This window comes from Leucobacter sp. wl10 (assembly GCF_003569785.1).
Taxonomy (GTDB): Bacteria; Actinomycetota; Actinomycetes; order Actinomycetales; family Microbacteriaceae; genus Leucobacter.
In genome coordinates, this window is record NZ_KZ984004.1 from 28,433 (window position 1) to 44,364 (window position 15,932).

Sequence of the window (15,932 nt, forward strand, 5' to 3'; positions counted from 1 at the left end):
GCTCCCCTCAGCCCGCACGCTCGCCGGGCTTCGGCCGGAAGGCCCTCGCCGGCAGCTCGGGGCCGTCCCACACCTGGATGACTCCCCAGGCGACCGCCGCGATGGGCACGGCCAGCACGGCGCCCAGGATGCCGCTCACCACGGTGCCGATGGTCAGGGCGAGCAGGATCACCAGGGGGTGGAGCTTGAGCGCGCGCCCCATGAGCACCGGCTGCAGGAAGTTGCCCTCGAGCTGGTTGACGAGCACCACGATGCCGATCACGATGAGAGCGTGGACCGGGCCGTGCGTCACCAGGGCGACCAGCGCGGCGAGAATGCCCGCCACCGTCGCACCGACGAGCGGGATGAACGACAGCAGGAACACGAGCACCGCCAGCGGCAGCGCCAGGGGGATCTGCAGGATCGCGAGACCGATCCCGATGCCCACCGCGTCGACCGCGGCGACCGACGCCGTGCCCCGCACGTACGAACCGAGCGTTTCGACGGTCTTGGCGCCCGCCCGCTCCGCACGGTCCCGGTACCGGCCCTCGAAGGGACGCAGCAGGAAGCGCCAGATCTGCGGCCCGTCCTTGAGGAAGAAGAACAGCACGACGAACATCAGCACGAGCCCGGTCGCGAAGCTCGTGACGGCTCCGACCCCCGCCAGCGCGCCCGAGCCGAACTGCGCGCTCGTGAGGAAGTCGGTGCCGAAGCTGATGACGTTGTCGCGCCACTCGAGCAGCTGCGCCTGATCGTCGACGAACGGCAGCGTCTCCGCCCAGGAGACCACCTGCACGAACCCGTCCTGGGCCTGCGCCGAGAGCTCGTCCCACTGATCGCGCACCGCCCACACGATCAGCCAGCCGACTCCGCCGAGGATCAGCAGGATCCCGAGCAGCACGATCACGGTCGCGAGCGCGGACGGCACCCGCCGCGCGCGCAGCCAGGCCATGACCGGTGCGAAGGTGCTCGCGAAGATCAGCGCGAGCAGGATCGGGATCACGACCGTGGTCAGCGTGCGCATGCCCCAGATCGCGCCGGCCGTGAGCACCAGCACGATGATGATCTGCAGCGAGCGCGTCGCGAGCAGGCCGAAACCGTCTCCCCAGGCCCTCCTGGACTCACCCGTTCCGCCCGGCGCACCGCCTCCTCGCGTGCGCCCCTCGGCCTCCAGCCGCGCCACGCGATCCTCGAGTTCGCGTCTCCCCCACCATCCGAGCATCCCGGACCTCCGTTCGTCCCTATTCAGACTAGGATCTCCCACCGACATTCCGGTGATCCGGCGTCGGCCCGCCGCGACAAGCCCCTCAGACCCCGGCTACCTCCGCACGCCGTGAGACGCGATGAAGAAGCGCAGCCTCGCCTCGTCGTTCTCCATCGCGGTGACGTGCTGCGGCAGTTCGAGCAGACCGGCCAGGTGCTCGGGGATGCCGACCCGCTCACCCGTCGCCTCGAGCACGATCTCGGGGAACTTCGCGGGTTTCGCCGTCTCGAGCACCAGCATGGGCACCCCGGGCTCGGCGTGCTCGCGCGCCACCTTCACGCCGTCGGCCGTGTGCGGGTCGATCAGCACGCCGCTGCGCTCGTGGACCGAGCGGATCGTCACGACGCGGTCGGCGTGGGTGCTCGTACCGCTCTGCAGGCCGAACTCCGACTCGAAGCGGGGCAGCTCGGCGGTGAGGTCGACTCTGCCCGTCTCGTCGAGCTCGCGCCAGGCGGCGGCGAGCCGCTCCGGGTCACGACCCAGCAGGTCGAAGACGAAGCGCTCGAGGTTCGACGCCTTGGAGATGTCCATCGAGGGGCTCGAGGTCGCGTGGGTCTCGGCGGCGGCGCGAGGCGCGTAGACGCCGGTGCGGAAGAACTCGTCGAGCACATTGTTCTCGTTGGCCGCGAGCACGAGGCGGCGGACCGGCAGCCCCATCGATCTGGCCAGATGACCGGAGAGGATGTTGCCGAAGTTGCCCGAGGGCACCGTGAACGACACCTCGAAGCCGGCGCGCTCCGCCTCGGGCAGCGCGTCGGTGGCCCGCAGCCACGCCCAGAAGTAGTAGACCATCTGCGCGCTGATGCGCCCCAGGTTGATCGAGTTGACCGTGCCGAGGTGGTGCTCGCGCTTGAACCCGAGGTCGGCCGAGAGCGCCTTCACCAGGTTCTGGCAGTCGTCGAAGACGCCCGCGACGGCGATGTTGTGGATGTTGTCATCGACGAGCGAGTACATCTGCGCGCGCTGGAAGTCGCTCATGCGCCCCTGCGGAGAGAGCATGAACACCGCGATGCCGTCCTTGCCGCGCAGCGCGTACTCGGCCGCCGATCCGGTGTCGCCCGAGGTCGCCCCGATGATGTTGAGCGCGCGGTCGCTGCGTGCCAGGACGTACTCGAGCGACTGACCGAGGAACTGCATCGCGATGTCCTTGAACGCGAGGGTCGGCCCCTCCGAGAGGCCCACGAGCGCGATCCCGTCGCCGATCGGTGTGAGCGGCACGACCTCGTCGGCCACGAAGTTCTCGGGGCTGTAGGCGGCGCGGCACATGCGGGCGAGGTCGTCGCGCGGGATGTCGGTTGCGTAGAGGCTCAGAATCTCGGCGGCGAGCTCGGGGTAGGCGAGCGCCCGCCAGGCCTCGAGCCGCTCGGGCGAGACACGCGGCACGGTCTCGGGCACCACGAGCCCGCCGTCGGTGGCGAGACCCTCCAGCAGGATCGCGCTGTACGGGGCCGGCTCCATGCCGCCGCGGGTCGAGATGTACTTCACCGGTGCTCCTCAGTCAATTAGCCGACTCCTCCATCCTATTCGGCGCGGACGCCCCCGGGTCCGGTCGTCGGCGTCCTCGGGGCATTTCACGGGTAGCCCTCACGGGCGGCGCCCGCCCGTGAGGGCTACCAGCTCACCGGCAGCGCCTTGCCCTCCTCGTATCCCGCAGCCGACTGCAGCCCGACCCGGGCGCGCACGTGGAACTCGCGCAGGTTCTCGGCCCCGGCGTAGGTGAACGAGGAGCGCACGCCGGACGTGATCATGTCGACGAGGTCCTCGATGCTCGGCCGCTGGGGGTCGAGGTAGATCTTCGACGACGAGATGCCCTCGGCGAAGAGCTCCTTGCGCGCCCGCTCATAGGCGTCGAGCGCGCCGAAGCGCCCCTGCACCGCCTTCGTCGAGGCCATGCCCCACGACTCCTTGTACTGGCGCCCGTCGGCGTCGGTCCGCAGTTCGCCGGGCGACTCCGCGGTGCCCGCGAACCAGGATCCGACCATCACCGATGCGGCTCCCGCCGCGAGCGCGAGCGCGACATCCCGCGGGTAGCGCACGCCGCCGTCGGCCCAGACGTGCGCGCCGAGCTCGCGCGCGGCCTGCGCCGTCTCGAGCACGGCCGAGAACTGGGGGCGCCCGACGGCGGTCATCATGCGGGTGGTGCACATGGCCCCCGGGCCGACGCCCACCTTCAGGATCGAGGCCCCCGCGGCGACGAGGTCGTTGGCCCCGTCGGCGGTGACGACGTTGCCGGCGACGACCGGCAGCCCCAGCCGCAGCTCGGACACCGCCCGCAGCGCCCGCAGCATGCCGTCCTGATGGCCGTGCGCCGTGTCGACCACCAGCACGTCGGCGCCGGCGGAGGCGAGCGCCCGGGCCTTCGCGGCCGCGTCGCCGTTGATGCCGACCGCGGCCGCGACCGCGAGACGTCCCTCCCCGTCGAGCGCCGGGCGGTAGATGGAACGGCGCAGCGCGGACCGCCGGGAGAGCGTGCCGACGAGAACGCCGCCGTCGACCGCGCACACGGCTTCGGCGCGATGGGCGTCGGCGCCGCCGGCTGCCGCCCGCTCGCCCGCCGCGGCGGCCGCTTCGAACGCCGCACGCGGATCCTCGAGCTCCGCGGCCTCGATCACCGGAGGCGCGCCGTGCACGAGATCCCCCAGCAGCGCATCGGCGGGAACGGACGCCAGGCGGTTCGCCGAGAGCACCCCCAGGATCGACGCGGCCGGGATCCGCTCCCCCGCCTCGACCGCTCCGCCGCGAGCGACCACGACGGTCTGCCCGTCCGCGCGCGGGATCAGCCGCAGCGCGTCCGCCGCCGTCGCCTCGCCGGGGAGCACGACGGGCGTGTCGAACACGGCCGACTGCCCCTTGACCCACCGGATGGCGCGCTCCATCTCGTCGAGCGCCATGTCCTGCGGCAGCACGGCGAGGCCGCCGCGGCGGGCGAGCACTGCTGCGAGACGCGGGCCCGTGACGGAGTTCATGTTCGCCGCGACGAGCGGCAGCGTCGCCGGAGTGTCGTCGACGGGCGCCAGATCGACGGCGAGACGGCTGCCGACATCCGAGTGCCGCGGCACCAGGAAGACGTCGGAATAGGTGAGGTCGACCGTGGGCATCGCACCGATGAATTCCATGCCTCCAACGCTACCGCCCCACCCGGGCCTCCCCGCGTCGTCGGGTGACCGCAATAGGATGGCTGCGGCGCGCGTCGTGCCCGACGCGCGCACGGAGAATCCCGGATCCATCGCCCAGCCCCCGGGCGCAGCACTCGGGGACGCCGAGAAGTCAGAGGAGCTAGAGCCGGACATGTCCGATCCGAACGCCCCGGGCCGCGATACGCCCCGGCAGCCGACCACCCCGCTGCAGCCGCCGCCCGCGGTTCCGCCGCCGCCCGCGAGCGCCGTGCCGGCCGGCGCGTTCCCGCCCCAGGCGACCGGCTATGCCGCCCCTCAGCGGTTCGGACCCGTGCAGCCCAAGGGCCTCGCGATCGCGGCCCTCATCGTCGGCATCGCGAGCCTCGTGCTCGGCTGGTTGCCGTTCGTCGGCAACGCCATCGGCATCGGCGGCGGTATCGCCGCCGTGATCCTCGGCATCGTCGCGGTGAAGAAGGCGCAGTCGAAGGGGATGTCGGTCGCCGGCATCGTCACCGGCGCTGTCGCGATCGTCCTCTCCATCATCAGCATCGTCATCTGGATCCTGATCTTCGGCTTCGCGACCACCGCGGTCCGGACCGCCGTCACCGGAATCGAGCAGCTCACCGAGGATCTCGGGTCGTCGTCTCCCGGCATCCCCGAGGCGGTCGAGCCGGAATCACCCGGGGCCCGGTCCTGTTTCGCTGGCGAGCCGGGCCGGATAACGTAGAGCTGCGGTAAAGCGCCGTCCGACCCACACGAGGAGAGTACATGTTCAAGGGTTTCAAGGAGTTCCTGCTGCGCGGGAACGTCATCGACCTCGCGGTCGCCGTGGTCATCGGGGCCGCGTTCAACTCCGTCGTCGAGCGCGTCGTCACCTCCCTCATCAACCCGGTCATCGGCATGGTCTTCAGGGCCGACTCCCTCGACGGGGCGATGCGGGTCGCCCTCCCCGGCGGCGGCACCCTCGCGTTCGGAGCCGTGCTCGGCGCGATCATCAACTTCGCGATCGTCGCCGCGGTCGTCTACTTCGTGTTCGTCCTCCCGATGAACAAGCTGCGCCGGCCCGAGCCCGAGGAGCCGCCGGTGGCCCCGACCGAGACCGAGCTGCTCACCGAGATCCGCGACCTGCTGCGCGCGCAGGGCGGCCGCGACGTCGACGCGGTGCCCGCGGCCGGCGAGGAGTCGGGCGAGCCGCCCCAGCACAGGCACTGACCAGCACAGGCACTGAGCTCGGGCATCGGCGGATGCCGGGAGCCCCGGACCCCGCCCGCCGTTACCCCGGCTCCCGCGAGCGCTCGTCGAGGCGCGCGAGGAACAGCGCCTCGGCGAGCACCGACTTGCGGAACGACTCCACGTGCAGCGACTCGTTGGGGCTGTGCGCGCGGCCGTCGGGATCCTCGACGCCCGTGACGAGGATCTGCGCGCCCGGGAACTCCTCGACGAGCTCGGCGATGAACGGGATCGACCCGCCCACCCCCATGTCGACGGGCTCGCGCCCCCACGCGTCGGCCATCGCCCGGCGCACCTCGGCGACCGCCCAGCCGCTCGTGTCGACCAGGAACGCCTGCCCCAGCCCCGCGTCCTCGAACGAGAGGCGCGCCCCGAACGGCGCGTGCGCGAGCAGGTGCCGCTTGAGCGCCGCGAACGCCTCGGCGGGATCCTGCCCCGGCGCGATCCGCGCGCTGATGCGCACGCGGGTGCTCGGGATCAGGGTGTTCGATGCGTTCGCCACGTCGGGCGCGTCGATGCCGGTGATCGAGACGGCGGGCTGCGCCCAGAGGCGGCTGAGGATCTCGCCTCGCCCGATGGGGCTCACCCCGTCGAGCAGGCCGGCCTCGCGGCGCAGCCGGTCCGCTCCGTACTCGGGGGTGTCGAGCTCGGCGGTGACGAGCCCCTCGACCGCGACGGAGCCGTCGGGGTCCCAGAGCGTGTCGAGCAGGCGCACGGCCGCCAGCATGGCGTCGGGCACCGCCCCGCCGAACATGCCCGAGTGGGAGGCGTGATCCAGCGTGTCCACGCGCAGGTTGAAGGCGACCGCCCCGCGCAGGGCGACCGTGAGCGCCGGGGTCCGCTCGTCCCAGTTGCCGGAGTCGGCGACGATGATGGCGTCGGCGGCGAGGATGTCCCGGTTCTCGCGCAGGAAATTGCCGAACGACCGCGATGCCCACTCCTCCTCGCCCTCGATAAAGACCGCGATGCCGACGTCGAGCTCGCGCCCCTCGGCTCCCGCCGCCGCGGCGAGCGCGCGGATCGCTCCGAGGTGCGCCATGACGCCCGCCTTGTCGTCGGCCGCGCCGCGACCGTAGAGGCGCCCGCCGCGCAGGGTCGGCTCGAAGGGCGGGGTCTCCCAGTCCTCGTCCCTACCGGGCGGCTGCACATCGTGATGGGCGTAGAGCAGCACGGTCGGGCGGCCGTTGCGCGGCTCGCGGCGGGCGACGACCGCCGGCTGGCCCGGCTCGGGATCGGCGTCGCCGCTGTCGCCGACGGGGGCGCGGCGGATGTCGACCGAGTCGAAGACTCCGGTCTCGCGCAGCAGCTCGGCGATGGCCGCGGCGCTCGCGGCGACGTGAGCCGGATCGAACGCCGGCCACGACACCGAGGGGATGCGCACGAGGCGCTCCAGGTCCCCCATCGTGCGCTCGAACTGCGCGTCGACCATCGCTCGCAGCGCCGCCTCGCGCGTCGTCGCCCGCCCGTTCTGCTCGGCCCGCTCGGCCATGCGCGATCCTCCGTCCCCTGTGCGCGGGCCCGCTCCGGGCCCGGTCCAGCGCTCAGCCTACCGCGCCTCGGTTCCCGCCTCCCCGGAGCTGCGGCGATCCCCTCTGGGGCCGCGACGCCGGCGGGTAGCACGGACCTATGTCATTAGAGGTGAGCACCGTGCTGGAGCCCCGGGGGCCCGCCACGGCGATCGAGTTGAGCGACGCCCAGGTGGAGCGGCTCGGCGGCGGTGGACCGGGTGCGCGAGACGCTCCGCTGATCCGGCGTCAGCGCTTCGCCGCGCCGCGATTCCCGGCGCCGCTGCGCTCCTCGGCCTCCGCCTCCTCGGCGGCCCGCAGCTCGCGGGTGGCGGCGCGCACGAGATCCTCGGCCCGCCGGCGACGGTGCTGCACGAGCGTCTCGGCGCCGTACCGCTCGCGCACCCGGTCCCTGGCCTCGGCCGTCGCGGTGACGATGTAGCTGCTCGCGAGCAGGATCACCTGCGCCGAGAGGTTGAACCAGAGCAGCAGCGCGATGAGCGCCGCGAAGGAGGCCAGCAGCGGGTTCGAGGTCGCGCCCCGCACGAAGAGCCCCGAGAGCTCCTGCAGCACCGTCAGCCCCAGCCCCCCGAACAGCGCGCCGCTCCAGAGCGCGCGCGCCGGCGCCGCCACGCCCGAGAGCAGCCGGAAGACGAGCGCCACCGCCAGGGTGTCGATCGCGAACACCACGGCGATGCCGAAACCGCGGGTGAGGCCGGAGGCGACGCCGCCCGAGCCGAGCCCCAGCCAGGACGCCGCGGCTTCGATCCCGACCGATCCGACGACGCTCAGCGCCGCGGCGAGCACCAGCAGCCCGCCGAACGCGACGCCGACCAGCAGGTTGCGCAGCAGCACCCACACGAAGAACCCGTCGTCGTGCAGCTCGTCGGCGAGCACCCGCAGGGCGGTGCGCAGGCTGCCGATCGCGCTGATCGCGGCGCCCACCAGGCCGGCGAGCGAGACGACGCCCACGACGGTGAAGCCCGCCGGGGCGTCGATCCGCGTCGGGTCGATGATGTCCGTGAGGCCGGGCAGGACGCGCCCCAGGGCGTCGACGAGCGCCCGCATCGCGTCGGGGTTGCCCGAGAGCCAGAGCGCGGCGATCGAGAAGCCCAGCAGCACCGCGGCGAAGACGCTGAACAGCGCGCGGTACGTGATGCTGTCGGCGAGCATGGCTCCGCGGTGCTCGGAGTAGCGCAGGTACGCGCGCACGATGCGCCGCTCGAGGGCCCAGGCGATGGCGCGCTGCGCGACTCCCGCAACTCCTGGTTTCGCTTCGTTCCCCATGCCAACAGACTACGGCCGGGCCGCGGCGGGCCCGCTAGGGGTTCCCGACGCGCCGCGCATGCGCTATAGCTCGGCGTCGCGCCCGCCTCGCTAAGTAAGGTTTGCCTCATCTTTATCTGATGTATTAGTGTTGCGGGCGATGAGTACAGGGATCACCTCCAACGCGCCCGCGCGCCGGCTCCTGCGAGAGAGCCTGCACAGGCGCCGGGGCTCGATGATCGGCGCCGCCCTCTTTCTGGCGGGCCACCAGACCTGCGAGGCGCTCATCCCAGCCGCGATCGGCATCGCCCTCGACGCGGGCTTCGGCGGCGAGGGAGCCCTCCCGCTGCTCGCCTGCCTCGCCGGCCTCCTCGCCCTCTTCGCGGTCCTGACCCTGTGCTGGAGGTGGTTCGCGCGCATCGGCGAGGGCGCCGCTCTCGACGAGATGCACCGGCACCGGGTGCGGGCGTCGCGGAGACTCGTCGAGCCGGTCGACGAGGGACGGGGAGCGGACTCGGCGGAGGCGATCAGCGTGCTCACCGGTGACGCCGATGCGCACGGCCGGTGGATCGTCGTGGTCCCCGCCATGGCCGGCTCGCTCGCCGCGATCGCCGTCAGCAGCGCGATACTGATCGTCACGGACCCGGTGGTGGCGGCGGTACTGATCGCCTCCGCGGTCGTCGTCAGCCTCGGAATCCTGATCGTCTCGCCGCGACTGGCGCGTCGCGTCGAGCGGCAGCAGCAGACCCTGGCCGAGACTCTGGCCATGGGAGCGGACCTCACCGCCGGGCTCGCCACGATCCGGGGCCTCGGCCGGGTTCGCGCCGCGATCGACCGCTTCGGGAGGCGGAGCGACGCCGCTCGCGACAGCGCGATCGCCGCCGGTGATACCGCGGCGGTGCAGTCGGGCCTCACCGCGCTCGGATCCACCGCGGTCGTCGTGGTCGCTCTCGGATTCGGCGGTCAGCGCTGGCTCGAGGGCGACCTGACCATCGGCGGGCTCGTGACCGTCATCGGCCTCGCGCAGTTCATCACCGAGCCCCTCACCTCGCTCGGACGGCAGGCGCAGTTCGCGGCCATCGCCTGGGCGAGCACCGGTCGCTTCGCCTCGCTCGACGACGCCGCCGCCGCGACGAGCGGCCCCGCGCCGGAAGCCGCCGCCGACGCCGCCGACGACGACGCCGTCACCGTCGAGCCGGGCGAGGTGCTCGCGATCGCCGCCCCGGCCGGCAACCCGCCGCACCTTCGCTTCCGCACCGAGCGGGTCCTGCGCGAACCCGCTTCGCCCTACTTTTTCCGCGGCACCGTCAGGGAGAATCTCGCGCTCGGCCGAGCGGGCGATCCCCCCGGCGAGGGCGAGCTCGGCGCCGCGCTCGAGGCCGCCGACGCCGAGTTCGTCGCCGCGCTTCCGGGCGGCCTCGAGACTCGACTGGAGGACGGCGGCCACACGCTCTCCGGCGGCCAGATGCAGCGGCTCGCCCTCGCCCGCGCGCTGCTGACCCGCCCCGAGGGACTCGTCCTCATCGAGCCGACCTCGGCGGTCGATTCGGTGACGGAGCGGCGGGTGGCGGCGCGCGCGACGGCGTACCGGAGGACGGACCCCTCGAGCGCCACCGCGATCCTCACCCTGAGCGGCATGCTGCTCCAGCGAGCGGACCGCGTCGTCTTCGTGCGCGAGGACGGCACCCGCGTGAGCGCGCCGCACGCCCGGCTGCTGGAGACGGAACCGCTCTACCGCGAGGCGGTGGCGGGGTGACGGCGCTACCGCTGGCGCGCGGCAGGGCGCTCGTCTCATCGCTCGGCCGCGACATGAGACCGGACCGCGCCCGATGGCTCGCGGGCGTCGGGCTCACGATCGCGGCAGCGCTCGCCGGGCTCGTGCTCCCCTTCGGGGTGGCCTACCTGGTCGACGGCGCGCGCGGCGGGGGCGAGCCGCGGCTCGGGACCGCGCTCCTCCTGACCGCGGGGCCGGTGATCGCGAGCGCCGTGCTGAGCACCCTCGGCAGCATGGCGATGAATCGCGCCATCCATCGAGGCCTGGCGCGCATCAGGATGCGCGCCGTCGAGAGGGCCCTCGAGCTGCCGGCCGAGGCCGTCTCCGGGGCCGCCGTGCGCGCAGACCTGCTCAGCCGCATCGGCGACGATCTCGCGGTGGCCTCCCGCACCGCGAGCGCGCTGCTGACCCCCTGGGTGCTCGCGTTGACGACGGTCTCGGTGACCATCGGCGGGCTCGCGCTGCTCAATCCGTGGCTGGCGCTGGCGGGGCTGGCGGCGGCGCCCGTCTACGTCCTCGCGATCCGCTGGTACCTCCCCCGCTCGGCACCGCTGTACCGGGCGGAGCGCGAGGCGTCGGCCGAACGCACCGGGGCCTTCGTGGCTCTGCACGACGGAGCAGAGACCATCCGCGCCTACGCGGGCCACGAGGCCGCTGCCGATCGGGTCCGGGGCGCCTCGGATCGAGCCAGGGTCGCGGCGAGGACGGCTCTGTGGTTCTCGACCGCGTGGGGGAAGTGGATCAATTTCGCCGAGTTCGCGGGACTCGCCGCGATCCTCGCCGCGGGGTACGCTCTGGTCGGCGCCGATGCCGCCACGATCGGGCAGGTGTCGGCGGCGACGCTGTTCTTCCACCGGCTCTTCAATCCGATCGGCGTCATCGTCATGAGCTTCGACGACATGCAGGTCGCGGCGGCCGCGCTCTCGCGCGTGCTCGGGGTGCCCGAGGCCGACGCGGCACGGGAGGTCGGCGGCGCGAAGCTCCTGCCGGGACTCGTGGAGCTGCGAGACGTCGGCCACCGGTACGACGGGACCTCCGTGCTCGACGGGATCTCGCTGACGATCGAGCCGGGCCAGCACGCGGTGCTGATCGGCCGGAGCGGATCGGGCAAGTCGACGCTCGCGAGCATCATCGCCGGCGCACGACGACCCGCCCGGGGGGCGGCTCTCATCGACGGGGAGGAGGCCGACGACAGGCGCGAAGGCGCCTCCCTCGTCTACGTGCCGCAGCGCTCCCACCTCTTCCGCGGAACGGTCGCCGACAACCTGCGCCTGGCATCCTCCGACGCCGATGCGGCGTCGATGGCGCGGGCTCTCGAGCGGACGGGGGCGGGCTGGGTCATGGAGCACCCGCTCGGGCTCGACCAGGTCGTGGATCACCGGCTCAGGTCTGATCCGGTGCGCCGCGCGCAACTGGTGCTCGCGCAGACCGCCCTCGCGAATCCGCGGCTCCTCATCGCCGACGAGATCACGGCGGGCCTCGGCCGGCGCCAGGCGGAGATCGTCGAGAACGCCTTCGCCGGCATCGCCGCGTCGGCCACGACGGTCAGCGTCGCGCATCGGCTCTCGCAGGTCCGCCTGGCTGACCGCGTGCTCGTGCTCGATTCGGGCCGCGTCGTCGAAGACGGCAGCCACGAGCGCCTGCTCGCCGACGGCGGGCCCTACGCCCGGTTCTGGCGGGCCTGGGAGTCCGCGCACACCGGTGATTCGAGTGAGGAGTCGCGATGACCGACCCGGGTGCCTACGGGACGACCGCGTACGCGCCGGAGCCGCCTGCCGCGACGGGACCCGCCGCGAGCCTCCGGGGCACCGGCATCTCCGTCGCGTTCGGCGGCGCCACCGCCCTCGACCGCGTCGGGATCGCGATGAGAACGGGAGCCGTGACGGCGCTCGTCGGGCCCAACGGGTCGGGCAAGTCGACGCTGCTCCGCACCCTGGCCAGGCTGCTGCGCCCGAACGCGGGAACGGTCGGCCTCTCCGATGTCGATGACGCCCAGCTCCTCTCGCCGAAGGCGTTCGCCCGTCGCGTCAGCATGCTGGCGCAGCAGCGGCCGATCCCGGCCGGCATCACCGTGGAGGACCTCGTCGGCTACGGGCGGCACCCGCACCGATCCGGCTGGCGCGGGCACGACGAAGCCGGCGCCTCGGCGATCGAGCGAGCGCTGCGCCTCACCGGGCTCGCCCCGCTGCGCGCGGAGACGCTGGAGACGCTGTCCGGCGGGCAGCTGCAGCGCGCCTGGCTGGCGAGCGCGCTCGCCCAGGACACCGAGGTGCTGCTCCTCGACGAGCCCACCAACCATCTCGACCTGCGCTATCAAGCCGAGACGCTCGACCTGATCCGGGCGCTCGCCGACGAGCACGGCGTCACCGTCGGCGTCGTCCTGCACGACCTCGCCCACGCGGCGGAGATCGCCGATGTCGTCGCGATCATGCACGCCGGGCGGGTGGTCGCGAACGACAGCCCGCCCCGCGCGCTCACGCCGGAGCTCCTCAGCGAGGTCTACGAGATTCCGATCGAGGTCGACGAGGACCCGATCGACGGCACGCTCGAGATCCGCGTTCGGCGCAACCGAGCGAGGCGCGAGCGCCTGACGCCGGCGGAGGGCGCCGGGCGGTGACGCCCGCCGCCCTCCGATTGCCGCTCAGACCCGATACCACGATGAGAAGGAGCACGATGCAACTCAGACGGAAACTGATGGCCGGCGCCGCGGCCGCGGTCATCGCGACGGCGCTGACCGGGTGCGGCACGACGGAGGCCGCGGTGGAGCCGGCGAACGAGGCCCCGGCCGGCCAGGCCATCACCGTACTCGATTACCAGGGCCAGGAGGTCACCCTCGAGAACGGCCCCGCGAAGCGGGTGGTCGCCCTCGAGTGGGAGCAGGCCGAGATCTTCACGAGCCTCGGGATCGATCTCGTCGGCGTCGCGGATGTCGCGGGCTACACGAGCTGGGCGGGCAACTCCGTCCCCCTGAGCGGCAAGCCCGCCGATGTCGGCACCCGTGGAGAGCCGAGCGTGGAGGCGATCGCCGAGCTCGAGCCCGACCTCATCGTGGGCAGCGCGAGCTCTGTCCCCGACGCGGTCCGCGGGCAGCTCGACCGGGTGGCGCCGATCCTGCTGCTGGGGGCCTCGGCCACCGGCACGGACGACGGACCGCTTGAGCGGATGAAGTACGTGGTCGACACCTTCGCGAAGACCGTCGACCGGGCCGACGAGGGCAAGAAGCTCTTCGGCGACTTCAGCGACAAGCTCGACGCGAACGCCCGGCGCATCGCGAAGGCGGGGGCGGCGGGCACGCCCGCGACCTTCACGTCCATCTACGAGAGCGGGGGCAGCATCGTGTTCCGCCTCGAGGGCGAGGGATCGCTGACCCAGGGGGTGCTCGACCGGCTCGGCCTGCAGGCCGCCTACACGGGCAAGGTCGAGGAGTACGGCCTCGCCTCCTCGGACATCGAGGGGCTCACGGAGTTTCCCGATGACGCCTGGCTCTTCTACTGGGCCAATGCGGACTCCGACGACCCGGTCGCCACCCAGCTGAAGGGCAACGGCGTCTGGGACGGGCTGCCGATGGTGCAGGCGGATCGCGTTCGCGGCGTGGCCGACGGCGTCTGGCTGTACGGCGGGCCCGTATCCCTCGGCCTCTTCAGCGATGAGATCGCGAACGTCATGACGGCTCGATGACCCGTCAGGCGAGCGGGGCCGCGGCGGTCGCGGCGCCGGAGCCGAGGACCGGGACCGGGAGGCGACGAGGACCGGTCCTCGTCGCCTCGGCCGCGATGCTCTGGCTTCTGCTCGCCGCTTTCGCGCACCTGCAGCAGGGCACGGCGTCTCTCGACCCGAGCACGCTGTGGAGCGCGGCGTTCGGCGGCGACGTTCCGCGGGCCACCGCGATTCTGCTGGAGTCGCGCATCCCGCGCCTGCTGGCCGCGCTCTTCGTGGGGGTCGCCCTCGGAGCATCAGGGGCCGCGCTGCAGTCCGTGCTGCGCAACCCGCTCGCCTCCCCCGACACGCTCGGCGTGGGCGCCGGAGCGTCGCTGGCGCTCACGCTCTCCGCCGTCGCCGGGCTGTCGGCGGGGCCGATCGGCGGGATACTGACGGCGTTCTTCGGCGGCCTCCTCGCCGCCGTCGCGGTCATCGGGCTCACCGCGGGAGGCGCGCTCACCCCGATGCGGCTCGTGCTGGCCGGTTCGGTGCTCGCCCTCGGGCTCTCCTCGGTGTCCTCCGCCCTGCTGATCCTCTTTCCCTGGGAGACCCAGGGGCTCTTCGCGTGGGGCGCCGGATCCCTCGCGCAGAACGGCTCGGGCGCGCTCTCGAGGCTGCTGCCCGTACTGGTGGCGGCGTTCGCCGTGCTGCTCGCGCTCGCCCGGCGGCTCGACCTCATGCAGCTCGGGGACGACGCCGCGGCATCGTTCGGCGTTCGAGTCGCGCGCACGCGCCTCATCGTGATCGTCAGCGCGGTCGCGCTCACCGCGGCGTCGGTCACGGTCGCCGGGCCGATCGGCTTCGTCGGCCTCTGCGCCCCCGCGCTCCTGCGGGTGCTGACGCCGGCGATACCGGGCCTGCGGCACCAGCGCGTCTTCATCGGGTTGAGCGCCGTCGTCGGCGTCGCCCTACTGCTCACCGCCGACGTCGCACTCCGCGCCCTCTTCGGGGGCGCGGCCGGTGTCGCGATCCCCACGGGCGTTCTGACGAGCGTGCTCGGCGCCGTCTTCCTGATCGTGCTCGCGCGGCGGCTCCCGTCGGGCCGAGGCGACGGCGAATCGCTCGCCACGATGCTGACGGGCTCGGCCTGGGGACGGCTGCATCCCCGCACGATCATCGCGATCGCGGGCGCGCTGCTCGTGGCCTCGGTGTTCGCCGCCGTGCTTCTGGGCGACCGGCTCGTGCTGCTCGGCGATGTCGCGAACTGGCTGCGCGGTTCGGCATCGGCGGTCATCGACATCACGCTCGGATCCCGGGTGCCCCGCGTCGCCGGAGCCGTCCTCGCGGGCGCCGGCCTCGCGCTCGCGGGAGTCTGCATGCAGTCGGTCACACGGAACCCGCTCGCCGAGCCGGGCCTCCTGGGCGTCTCGGCGAGCGCCGGGCTCGGGGCGGTCACCGTGATCACGCTCGTCGACGGGCGGTCGGACGCGCTGGTGTTCGCCGCGGCCGCCGTCATGGCCGCCGTCTCGACCGCGTTCCTCGCGCTCGCGGGCCGCGGCGGGCAGCTCAGGCTGGTGCTCGTGGGCGTCGGCATCGGCGCCGCGGCGAGCGCGCTGACGACGCTTGCGATCGTGAAGACGGACCCCTTCAACCAGGTGCTCGCCCTGACCTGGCTCGGGGGCTCGACGTACGGCACGACCTGGGCCGTGCTGCTGCCGCTGGCGCTGCTGGTGTCGGCGGGGACGCTGCTCGCCGCGAGATGGCACCGCGAGCTCGACCTCCTGCAGTTCGACGACGTCACTCCACGGGTGCTGGGCGTGCACGTGAGCAGGTACCGGCTCGCCTGCATCGCCCTCGCCGCCGGTCTCTCCGCGGCGGCGACGGCCGGCATCGGCGTGATCGGCTTCGCGGGGCTCGTCGCCCCCCACGCGGCCCGGCTGCTGGTGGGCAAACGGCACGCGACGATGACGCCGCTGGCCATGCTCCTGGGCGCGGTCCTCGTGGTGGTCAGCGACCTCATCGGACGCGCGGCCATCGCTCCCGCGCAGCTCCCCGCGGGTCTCATGGTCGCGCTGATCGGGACCCCGTACTTCCTGTGGCTGCTCCATCGGCTGCGCACGGTCTGAGGCGCCCCGTCGCGGGCGGGGCGAACCGCCGCA

Annotated in this window: 12 protein-coding genes; 7 read left to right on the plus strand and 5 right to left on the minus strand. The window is 73.1% G+C overall.

Annotation, left to right across the window (positions count from 1 at the left end; all coding sequences use genetic code 11):
- Positions 1-7: 7 nt before the first annotated feature.
- The 3 genes from D1J51_RS14050 to D1J51_RS14060 form a co-directional block, all read right to left on the minus strand.
- Positions 8-1,201 carry an AI-2E family transporter gene (locus D1J51_RS14050; protein ID WP_119076198.1) on the minus strand — a complete coding sequence of 398 codons (1,194 nt, stop codon included), beginning with the start codon at positions 1,199-1,201 and terminating at the stop codon, positions 8-10.
- Between the two features lie 96 nt (positions 1,202-1,297).
- The gene (thrC, locus tag D1J51_RS14055; RefSeq protein WP_119076201.1) at positions 1,298-2,728 is read right to left on the minus strand and encodes a threonine synthase; all 1,431 of its coding nucleotides are present in this window, start codon (positions 2,726-2,728) and stop codon (positions 1,298-1,300) included.
- Between the two features lie 125 nt (positions 2,729-2,853).
- Complete coding sequence (locus D1J51_RS14060) at positions 2,854-4,359, minus strand: GMP reductase (protein ID WP_119076204.1); 1,506 nt, start codon at positions 4,357-4,359, stop codon at positions 2,854-2,856.
- A gap of 172 nt (positions 4,360-4,531) precedes the next feature.
- On the opposite strand from D1J51_RS14060, the gene D1J51_RS14065 reads away from it, so the two are divergent.
- Together D1J51_RS14065 and mscL are read left to right on the plus strand one after the other, a co-directional pair.
- On the plus strand, positions 4,532-5,086 hold the full coding sequence (locus tag D1J51_RS14065) for a hypothetical protein (protein ID WP_162903853.1): 555 nt from the start codon (positions 4,532-4,534) through the stop codon (positions 5,084-5,086).
- A 41-nt stretch (positions 5,087-5,127) separates the two neighbouring features.
- On the plus strand, positions 5,128-5,571 hold the full coding sequence (gene mscL, locus D1J51_RS14070; RefSeq protein ID WP_119076208.1) for a large conductance mechanosensitive channel protein MscL: 444 nt from the start codon (positions 5,128-5,130) through the stop codon (positions 5,569-5,571).
- A 61-nt stretch (positions 5,572-5,632) separates the two neighbouring features.
- Here mscL and D1J51_RS14075 read toward each other — a convergent pair whose 3' ends face one another.
- Positions 5,633-7,078 (minus strand): dipeptidase, encoded by a 1,446-nt coding sequence (locus D1J51_RS14075; protein ID WP_119076210.1) that lies wholly within the window; start codon positions 7,076-7,078, stop codon positions 5,633-5,635.
- Between the two features lie 265 nt (positions 7,079-7,343).
- Positions 7,344-8,381 (minus strand): YihY/virulence factor BrkB family protein, encoded by a 1,038-nt coding sequence (locus tag D1J51_RS14085; protein WP_119076212.1) that lies wholly within the window; start codon positions 8,379-8,381, stop codon positions 7,344-7,346.
- Positions 8,382-8,520: 139 nt separating this feature from the next.
- Here D1J51_RS14085 and D1J51_RS14090 point away from each other — a divergent pair, with 139 nt between their 5' ends.
- The 5 genes from D1J51_RS14090 to D1J51_RS14110 are packed head-to-tail and all read left to right on the plus strand — an operon-like array spanning position 8,521 to position 15,899.
- Positions 8,521-10,116, plus strand: a complete 1,596-nt coding sequence (locus D1J51_RS14090) for an ABC transporter transmembrane domain-containing protein (protein ID WP_119076214.1) — start codon at positions 8,521-8,523, stop codon at positions 10,114-10,116.
- A complete protein-coding gene (locus D1J51_RS14095; protein WP_119076216.1) occupies positions 10,113-11,861 on the plus strand; it encodes an ABC transporter ATP-binding protein in 1,749 nt (582 codons plus the stop codon). The genes D1J51_RS14090 and D1J51_RS14095 overlap by 4 nt, the downstream gene beginning before the upstream one ends.
- Complete coding sequence (locus tag D1J51_RS14100; protein ID WP_119076218.1) at positions 11,858-12,751, plus strand: ABC transporter ATP-binding protein; 894 nt, start codon at positions 11,858-11,860, stop codon at positions 12,749-12,751. Before D1J51_RS14095 ends, D1J51_RS14100 begins: the two co-directional genes overlap by 4 nt.
- A 56-nt stretch (positions 12,752-12,807) precedes the next feature.
- Positions 12,808-13,812 carry an ABC transporter substrate-binding protein gene (locus D1J51_RS14105; protein ID WP_162903854.1) on the plus strand — a complete coding sequence of 335 codons (1,005 nt, stop codon included), beginning with the start codon at positions 12,808-12,810 and terminating at the stop codon, positions 13,810-13,812.
- Positions 13,809-15,899, plus strand: a complete 2,091-nt coding sequence (locus tag D1J51_RS14110; protein WP_119076222.1) for an iron ABC transporter permease — start codon at positions 13,809-13,811, stop codon at positions 15,897-15,899. Before D1J51_RS14105 ends, D1J51_RS14110 begins: the two co-directional genes overlap by 4 nt.
- Positions 15,900-15,932 lie beyond the last annotated feature (33 nt).

Excerpts from the sequence above, each read along its gene's own strand:
- D1J51_RS14075 (WP_119076210.1), bottom strand. The coding sequence starts at position 7,078 with ATGGCCGAGCGGGCCGAGCAGAACGGGCGGGCGACGACGCGCGAGGCG.
- mscL (WP_119076208.1), top strand. The coding sequence starts at position 5,128 with ATGTTCAAGGGTTTCAAGGAGTTCCTGCTGCGCGGGAACGTCATCGAC.
- D1J51_RS14050 (WP_119076198.1), bottom strand. The coding sequence starts at position 1,201 with ATGCTCGGATGGTGGGGGAGACGCGAACTCGAGGATCGCGTGGCGCGG.
- D1J51_RS14100 (WP_119076218.1), top strand. The coding sequence starts at position 11,858 with ATGACCGACCCGGGTGCCTACGGGACGACCGCGTACGCGCCGGAGCCG.
- D1J51_RS14105 (WP_162903854.1), top strand. The coding sequence starts at position 12,808 with ATGCAACTCAGACGGAAACTGATGGCCGGCGCCGCGGCCGCGGTCATC.
- D1J51_RS14090 (WP_119076214.1), top strand. The coding sequence starts at position 8,521 with ATGAGTACAGGGATCACCTCCAACGCGCCCGCGCGCCGGCTCCTGCGA.
- D1J51_RS14085 (WP_119076212.1), bottom strand. The coding sequence starts at position 8,381 with ATGGGGAACGAAGCGAAACCAGGAGTTGCGGGAGTCGCGCAGCGCGCC.
- D1J51_RS14060 (WP_119076204.1), bottom strand. The coding sequence starts at position 4,359 with ATGGAATTCATCGGTGCGATGCCCACGGTCGACCTCACCTATTCCGAC.
- D1J51_RS14065 (WP_162903853.1), top strand. The coding sequence starts at position 4,532 with ATGTCCGATCCGAACGCCCCGGGCCGCGATACGCCCCGGCAGCCGACC.
- D1J51_RS14110 (WP_119076222.1), top strand. The coding sequence starts at position 13,809 with ATGACCCGTCAGGCGAGCGGGGCCGCGGCGGTCGCGGCGCCGGAGCCG.